The organism is uncultured Campylobacter sp. (genome assembly GCF_938030815.1).
In the GTDB taxonomy this organism is placed as follows: Bacteria; Campylobacterota; Campylobacteria; order Campylobacterales; family Campylobacteraceae; genus Campylobacter_B.
Window position 1 is genome coordinate 1 of record NZ_CALHII010000142.1, and the last position, 7167, is coordinate 7167.

Here is a 7167-nt window from a genome sequence, read left to right on the forward strand (position 1 = left end):
TTTTTATGAGAAAAATTCTTACTATCGCGGGTTCGGATAGCGGCGGCGGTGCCGGCATCCAAGCCGATATCAAGACGATTAGCGCGCACAAGATGTTTGCAATGAGCGCTATTACGGCGCTTACGGCGCAAAATTCGCGCGGCGTATTCGGCGTGCTGGACGTTTCGCCAGATTTTGTAGAGGCACAGCTCGATGCGATTTTTAGCGACATCTTTCCGGACGCCGTTAAAATCGGAATGATCTCCAATGAGGGTGTTGCTGAAGCCATCGCAAAGAGTCTGAGCAAGCACGGCGCAAAAAACGTCGTCTTAGATCCCGTGATGGTCGCTACCAGCGGCGGAGTTTTGATGAAACAAAGCGCGCTGCATGCGCTAAAATACAAGCTCGCCCCTGCCGCGGAGATTATCACGCCCAACGTGCGCGAGGCAGAGGTCTTGGCAGAGATGAAAATTTCAAGTTTAGCCGATATGCGTGCCGCGGCAGTTAAAATTTCGCAGTTTTTCGGCGGCGCGATTTTGATTAAAGGCGGCGATCTTGCCGGCGTGAGCGAGGCTTACGGCGCAGCGGGAGCGGCGCAAAATTTTAAAGCTTTTGGGTGCGAGACGAGCGAAAACGGGGCGCTCAAAAATTCTGCGGGTTTGACGGAGCATGCGAATTTCGCGGATGGAAATTTTACTAGCGGAGGCGGAAATTTAACGGCGAGCACGAAGCCCTCTTTTGGGCAAAATTTATCTGCAGCGCCTTTAGATATAGGTTTTAAACCGAGCGGCGAGGGCGGGGATTTGAGAAATTTAGCGGTCGATATTTTGTACGAAAATGGCAAATTTCATGAGTTTTCCACGCCTAAAATTTCTACGTGTAACACCCACGGCACGGGCTGCACGCTCTCGAGTGCGATCGCGTGCGCGCTGGCGGCGGGGCTTAGCTTGCCTGCAGCCGTTGCCCATGCCAAGGGCTTCGTGCGCAGGGCGCTTAGCTGGGGTGAGCAGATCGGGCACGGATGCGGCGCGATAGATCATTATTTTACGGTACGCGATTCATTCGACGCGGATTTTGACGGATCTTGCGCGAATGAAATCAAAATCATCTCTCGAAACTAAAATTTCAAGCGCCCGTTGAAATTCCCGCATTCGTTAAAATTCCAAGGCTCCGCCGCGAAAGCATAGGTTTAAATTTAACCAAATGCCGCGACCTGCGAAATCGCGCGACGGACGAGCCAGATTCTGCGGACCGCTCGGGCGCTGTTTTTTTAGCGCGAGCTGCGGGTTTAAGTCCTGCTTTAAATCCGATTTTGCCGCAGAGCGCGGGCCAGCCTCGTTGTTTTGATCTTAAATTGCGCTTTGCATGCCTGAAATTTATCTCTAAATTCAACCCTTTTTGCTAAAATTTCACAAAACGCGGCGCCCGCAAAAGAGGCGGCCGGACTAAGCTTAAGGAGAGGATATGCGCGATCAGGACTACGAGGCGCTTAAGGCGGAGTGCCAAAAAGAGTGGAATGAAAAGGGCGAGAAATACGCCAAGGCCGTAAACGATATGGTGGCATTTGCGGAGGTTCACGGCTGGGACGCCTACAAGGGCGAGGATGCGGTCGATGAGCGCGAGGATGTGACGCAGCTTTGCGAGGCGGTTTTTGAGCTGCTAAAGGATGCCAACGAGCGCGGCGAGACGGAGAAGTTTAGGGCCGATTTTCCGCCCTCAAACGTCATTTTCGATAAAAAGTTGAGAAAGAAGCTAAGAGATATCGATCAAATTTGCCCTCTTGGCGGCGAGAACGTCCTTTTTATCGCCTCAAACGACGACGGCAAGACGCTGTATCTGCTGGAGGGCGACCGCGTGAGCGAAGTGGCGGACGACGTCATCGCCGTGGGCAAGTCTAAGCGAAACGAAATTTACGCCCTGCTAAATCAAGACGAGGTATGGCTGATCAGGGGCTACGACGGCAAGGGCGGCGGCGAGCCTATCGCGAAATTTAAGCCACGACGTGGAGCTAACATACGACGAGGCTGAAATTTTACCTTTTAACGACGGTAGCAAGGTGCTTTTGAGCTGCCACGACGGGATATTTTTGATCTCGCAAAGCGGCGCGAAGCTTATCCATCCGATCTACGAGGATGAGGGCGATGACGACGACGAACTTGAGATAGATATGGCAAATGCGACGCTCTCAAATGACAACGCTCTCATCGTCGCGGGTGAGCAAGATGGCGATCACGTCCTCATGGATAGCGAGGGCGAGCGGCTGGGCTGCATCGGCGCGCAGAGCTCCTATCCGCACTTTTGCCTCTTTAGCGCGGACGATACGCAGCTCATCACAAACTCCTGCCACTTCTACAACGGAGTTACGATCGGCGTGGATAGGGCGCTGCTAAAGCGCGGGCTGGAGGTCGGCTTTTACGATCCGGACGGCGGCGACAAGCAAAATTTCACGCTGATCGACGATGCGATGAGGGTTTATGCCGGCGTAGCGACGCAGAACTTTTACATCCTCGGCTACGCATACGGCTACATCAAAGCAGTCGGCAAGGACGGGCGTAAAATTTGGCGCCACTATCTGGGCAGTACGATAAAGTCTATGGCTCTAAGCGAGGACGGGGGCGTGCTATTTGTGGGTACATACGGCGGCAGGCTGCATAAACTACGCCTCGGCGCGGGCCAAGACAGCCACACGATCGGCAACGGCAATCATAAAGAGGAGTTTAGGCTGATCGCGTATGAAGATAGAATTTATCGGTGGTAAAATTTCGCGGCACGGGCCACTGTGAAGAGTTTTGTGCGTTTTTTGAAGACTGCTTTTATGCTAGCGTTTCGCGTATTTTTTCGCAAATCGGCGGGCGAGTATTTTATGCTCCTAGCGCGCTTTATGCGCGGCGCGAGCGGGGTACGCCGCCGCAAAGCTTGCTGGGCAAAAGCACGAGTCGCGCCGGCAAACAGATCCCGATCTGCGCGTATCCAAAAGTGGCTATCTACGTAGACGGCGACGAAAATAGCGCGAGCAGCTTTGAGCGTGGATGAAATTTGATTTGAAGTAGCGCCTAGTAGCGGAGCGGATTTGAGCTAAATTTAGCTCGCAGCTCCGCTAAAATCCGCGCTCGTCAAATGGGCGCGGACAGATTAAAATTTAAAGGACGGAAATGACCGAGCCAAAAATCGGCGATCTTTTCGCCGTAAAGCTTAAGAGGTAGGACGCGTATTTTACCGCGCAGATCGTAAACGTCAATATGGGGCTAGTCGCGCTCGTTTTGGACGGCTTTGCGAGCGTGCCGCCTAACCTAAAAGAAGCGGCTAAGCTTAAGCCGTTTTACTTCGATCATCACTTTTGGGAGCGCGGAGAATTTTATCTCGGCGTGGATGAAATTTTAGACGCCGAGCCCGTTTTCATCGGCAATGCCGCTTCGATTTGCGAGCCGCCCGAGTGCGTGAGCTTGCAAAGCATCGAACAGATCTATATGCAGCTTGCGTGGAACGAGCTGCCGAAGGATATTCGCGCTAAATTTAAATCTATTAGCAAGCAAAAGCTTGAAATTTCGCAGCCGCAAAGCAGGGAATTCTACGCCGATTTAGCGCGGCAAAATCCGTTTTGCTACGATATGAAAAGCGCGGTTTGGGATGAAAATTTAAAAGATTTTTTAGAAGCGACGCCGATGATGACGCAGCTTGAGCTAAACTGCGCCGGCAAAAGCCTAGATATCTCGCGCACGCACCTGCAGCAGCTCGTCTTGCATGCGAGCGGCACGGAGGAGATCACGCTAAACGGCTCGCTGTGGCGGCTCGTGATAAACGGCGATATCGCGCGGCTAAAAAGCGTGCGCTGCCACTTTGACGGTGAGCTTTTGAGCGTTCAGCTAGAGCTAAACGGCGGCGGATTTTGCATTCGCGGACTTGAAAAACTGCGCGATCTACGGATATTTTCGCAACGCGGCAAGTGCATCGATCTCGCATACGTTGCGGCGAGCTTTCGGAATTTGCGTGAAATTTTTATTAACGCGCAGGGCGGCACGCTAAAAAACATCGACGCGCTCGCTAAATTTGAACACCTAAAAGACGTCTGGCTTAGCGACGTTTACGGATTTGAATGCTTTCCGACGAGGGCGCAACTACCGCATCTAAAACGCCTTTGTTTCTGGTCGGTGCCTAAAGGCGCTTGCGAGGCCGCTAGAGCACAGTTTAAGGGTATAGAAAGCCTCGTAATCAAGCAGCCGCGAAGCAAGCAGTGGCTGGCGGCAAATTTAAACAACCCGCTGCGCCGCTGGGACGGCAGAGAGGGCGTGGGCGCGGCGACTGCCAGAAAGGCGATGAGGGCTTATGCAGGCGCGCATAAGAAGCTAAGCTCGCTAGAAGCAGAATCCGCAAGAGACGAGCTTAAGACCGAGAAAACCGAAATTTTAAAAGAATTTATCGCCATTTTTAACGCGATAGACGCCAAGCATAGCATCGACACTATGGAGCGCGAGGAGATTTGGGAGGCGTTTTGCAAGCTAGCCGAGCTTGCGGCGGTGGACGCAAAGTCGCAAGATCATATCTGGGAGCAAAACGCGGAATTTTAGCCGATCAAGCGGCGTGGGCGCCACGATGATAAAACAGCGTGCGGACACTGCGTGATCCGGCTTTGTTTGGGCGCGACGCGCGAGATTTAAAATTTAACGCGGAAGCTGGCTTTGGCGAGCGTATGGATAAAATTTAAGCCGGGCGGCGGTAGAATTCCGCGGTTCCAAGGAAGCGTTAATTTACGCCTTTTTGATATGTAAATTTGCGCTTATTAGGGCGGAATAAATTTAAGGAGTAAAGATGAGAAGTAAAATTTTAATCGCAGCCTTTGCGGCGGCGCTTTTGTGCGGCTGCGCGGCGCATGATATAAAGCCAGGTAAGGATACGAGCGCAATGGATAAGAGGGGCGAAAGCGCGGCTGCGGACTGCAGCGCTAGTGAGGGTGTCTGCAAGGTACCCGCGGTGCAGGGGCCGATGGTAGGCGGCGGCACGGATGAGCGCGGCTGCTTGGTCGCCGCGGGGCAGAGCTTTTCTAAGATCAAGAATGGTTGCGTGCAGGTTTTTGACGTCGCGGACGTGAGGCTGGACGATCCGGATAACGCCGCGCTTGCGATCTACGGGATATTTTCCGCGGATAAAAGCAAGGTAGAAATTTTTTGGTCGAGCCTGCCTGAGAGCGTGATATTGCGCGCGAAGGGAAGCGGTTATGTCTCGAAGGACGGCAAAATTTCGCTGCTAAAAAGCGGCAATAGCTATAATATCCGCAGAAAATAGCAGGTGAAATTTTAAGTCAGCCAAATTTCGCGCGCCGCGGAGAAATTTAATCCAAGCTCGCCAAAGCTCGGGCTGGTCTAGTAGAGCCTAAGGCTTAAATTTAAGGGCAAGTTAATACCAAGCATTCGGTTATTTGCGGCATCTGCCGCCGATAAAATTTAATCAAAGGAGCAAAAATGGCTATCATCAAAGTAGATCTACAAAAATCATACCGCATCCTAAACCCGGGCGCGACCACGCTCGTATCGGCAAAACACGATGGCGACGTCAACGCGATGGCGATAACGTGGGCGCAGGCGCTTGACTACGACAAGGTTACCATCGTGCCGCACAACGGTTCGTACACGAGGACGCTCATCGAAAAGAGCGGGTATTTCGCCGTGCAGATCCCCACGGCAGCGCAGGCGGAGTTGGTTAGCGAGCTTGGCGCCGAGAACAACTCGCGCTTTGATAACGCGGACAAGATGAAAAACGTGGAAATTTTCTATAAAGATGACATTGACGTGCCGCTGATCGCGGGCTGCGCAGCATGGCTCGTTTGCAAGCGTATCCCGGAGCCTCATAACGAGCAGAGTTATGATCTTTTTATCGGCGAGGTCGTCGCAGCGTATGCGGACGAGCGGATCTTTGACGGCGGGCACTGGCTGTTTGAAAAGATCCCCGACGAGCTAAAAACGCTCCACTACGTCGCCGGCGGTCGGTACTATCTGGATGGCAAAGCGGTAGATACCAAACGCACGCCCATAAGCGACGAATAAAGCGCCCCGCAAAACGCGGGCGAATTTGTAAATTTAAGATGAGTGCACGCGTGAATACGCGGCGAGCTTCGGTAAAATTTTAAACTGAAGAATTCAAGAAAGGATAGAAAATGAAAAAATATATCGTCATTATCGGCGCAAGTTCGGGTATTGGAGCGGCCGCGGCAAAGGCGTTTGCGAGGCGCGGAGAAAATTTGATCCTAATAGCGCGCAGAGCGGAGTTGTTGCAAAACTTAAAGGACGAGATCGCGCAGATCGCGCCCAAATCGGACGTCGTGATTAAAATTTGTGACCTTGCGAATAGCGAAAACGTCCTAGCGCTTTGGGACGAGCTAAAAAGCTACGAGTTAAAGGCGCTCATAAACAACGCGGGCTTCGGAGATTACGGCGCGGTCGGCGAGCGCGATCTATCCAAAGTCTCGCAGATGCTACGGCTCAACGTCATTTCGCTTACGCTGCTAAGCCACCTCTTCGTGCGCGATTACAAGCATAAGCCCGTCCAGCTCATCAATATCTCCTCCGCGGGCGGCTATAGCATGGTGCCAAACGCCGTCACCTACTGCGCGAGCAAGTTTTTCGTAAGCGCCTTTACCGAGGGCTTGCACCGAGAGCTGGCGCAGGATAAAGACGCCAAAATGCAGGCTAAAGTTTTAGCTCCCGCCGCGACCAGGACGGAGTTCGGTCCCGTGGCGACAGATGACGCCGGCTACGACTATGACGCGGCTTTTAAGCGCTATCACTTAAGTGAAGAGATGGCGGAATTTCTGCTCGCGCTTTATGATAGCGACGCATGCGTGGGCGCGGTGGATCGAAACAGCTTCGAGTTTAGCCTACAAGCTGCGCGATTTGACTATGCGGGCAAACGCTAAATTTATGCATTACGCGTCGCGCGACGATGCGCAACCCGAGCGATAAAGTTTGGATTATTTAAAATTTAAAGGAGAGAAGATGAGAAAAAACGAATTAAAAGAGCTGATAATAGCTAAGAAAAAGAGGCACTCGATCTGTGGTTTAAGGGCAACACGAGCGGATATAGGAGGCTTTGGTTGCAGAAAAACTTTTCGTATTTCGACAAGGCGAAGGTGTGTAAGCACATTGTGGCGACCATGATGGCGGCTGCGGACCGGGTGGCGGCCGACCCGGGGCTGGT

8 protein-coding genes are annotated in these 7167 nt (G+C 52.5%); all 8 read left to right on the forward strand.

Features of this window, described 5'->3' with window-relative positions; all coding sequences use genetic code 11:
* Positions 1-1100 (forward strand): bifunctional hydroxymethylpyrimidine kinase/phosphomethylpyrimidine kinase (thiD, locus tag Q0277_RS05435; protein WP_297996283.1); only part of this gene is annotated, 1100 nt, incomplete at its 5' end.
* Positions 1101-1443: 343 nt separating this feature from the next.
* On the forward strand, positions 1444-2007 hold the full coding sequence (locus Q0277_RS05440; RefSeq protein ID WP_297996285.1) for a hypothetical protein: 564 nt from the start codon (positions 1444-1446) through the stop codon (positions 2005-2007).
* On the forward strand, positions 1982-2737 hold the full coding sequence (locus Q0277_RS05445; protein WP_297996287.1) for a PQQ-binding-like beta-propeller repeat protein: 756 nt from the start codon (positions 1982-1984) through the stop codon (positions 2735-2737). The genes Q0277_RS05440 and Q0277_RS05445 overlap by 26 nt, the downstream gene beginning before the upstream one ends.
* Positions 2731-3012, forward strand: a complete 282-nt coding sequence (locus Q0277_RS05450) for a hypothetical protein (RefSeq protein ID WP_297996289.1) — start codon at positions 2731-2733, stop codon at positions 3010-3012. The genes Q0277_RS05445 and Q0277_RS05450 overlap by 7 nt, the downstream gene beginning before the upstream one ends.
* Positions 3013-3218: 206 nt before the next feature.
* Positions 3219-4544 (forward strand): hypothetical protein, encoded by a 1326-nt coding sequence (locus Q0277_RS05455; RefSeq protein WP_297996291.1) that lies wholly within the window; start codon positions 3219-3221, stop codon positions 4542-4544.
* Between the two features lie 241 nt (positions 4545-4785).
* A complete protein-coding gene (locus Q0277_RS05460; RefSeq protein ID WP_297996293.1) occupies positions 4786-5259 on the forward strand; it encodes a hypothetical protein in 474 nt (157 codons plus the stop codon).
* 176 nt (positions 5260-5435) lie between these two features.
* Positions 5436-6017, forward strand: a complete 582-nt coding sequence (locus tag Q0277_RS05465) for a flavin reductase family protein (protein WP_297996295.1) — start codon at positions 5436-5438, stop codon at positions 6015-6017.
* Between the two features lie 110 nt (positions 6018-6127).
* Positions 6128-6886, forward strand: coding sequence for an SDR family NAD(P)-dependent oxidoreductase (locus tag Q0277_RS05470; RefSeq protein WP_297996297.1), 759 nt, complete (start codon positions 6128-6130; stop codon positions 6884-6886).
* The last annotated feature ends 281 nt before the right edge of the window (positions 6887-7167 follow it).

Excerpts from the sequence above, each read along its gene's own strand:
- Q0277_RS05440 (WP_297996285.1), top strand. The coding sequence starts at position 1,444 with ATGCGCGATCAGGACTACGAGGCGCTTAAGGCGGAGTGCCAAAAAGAG.
- Q0277_RS05455 (WP_297996291.1), top strand. The coding sequence starts at position 3,219 with ATGGGGCTAGTCGCGCTCGTTTTGGACGGCTTTGCGAGCGTGCCGCCT.
- Q0277_RS05460 (WP_297996293.1), top strand. The coding sequence starts at position 4,786 with ATGAGAAGTAAAATTTTAATCGCAGCCTTTGCGGCGGCGCTTTTGTGC.
- Q0277_RS05465 (WP_297996295.1), top strand. The coding sequence starts at position 5,436 with ATGGCTATCATCAAAGTAGATCTACAAAAATCATACCGCATCCTAAAC.
- Q0277_RS05470 (WP_297996297.1), top strand. The coding sequence starts at position 6,128 with ATGAAAAAATATATCGTCATTATCGGCGCAAGTTCGGGTATTGGAGCG.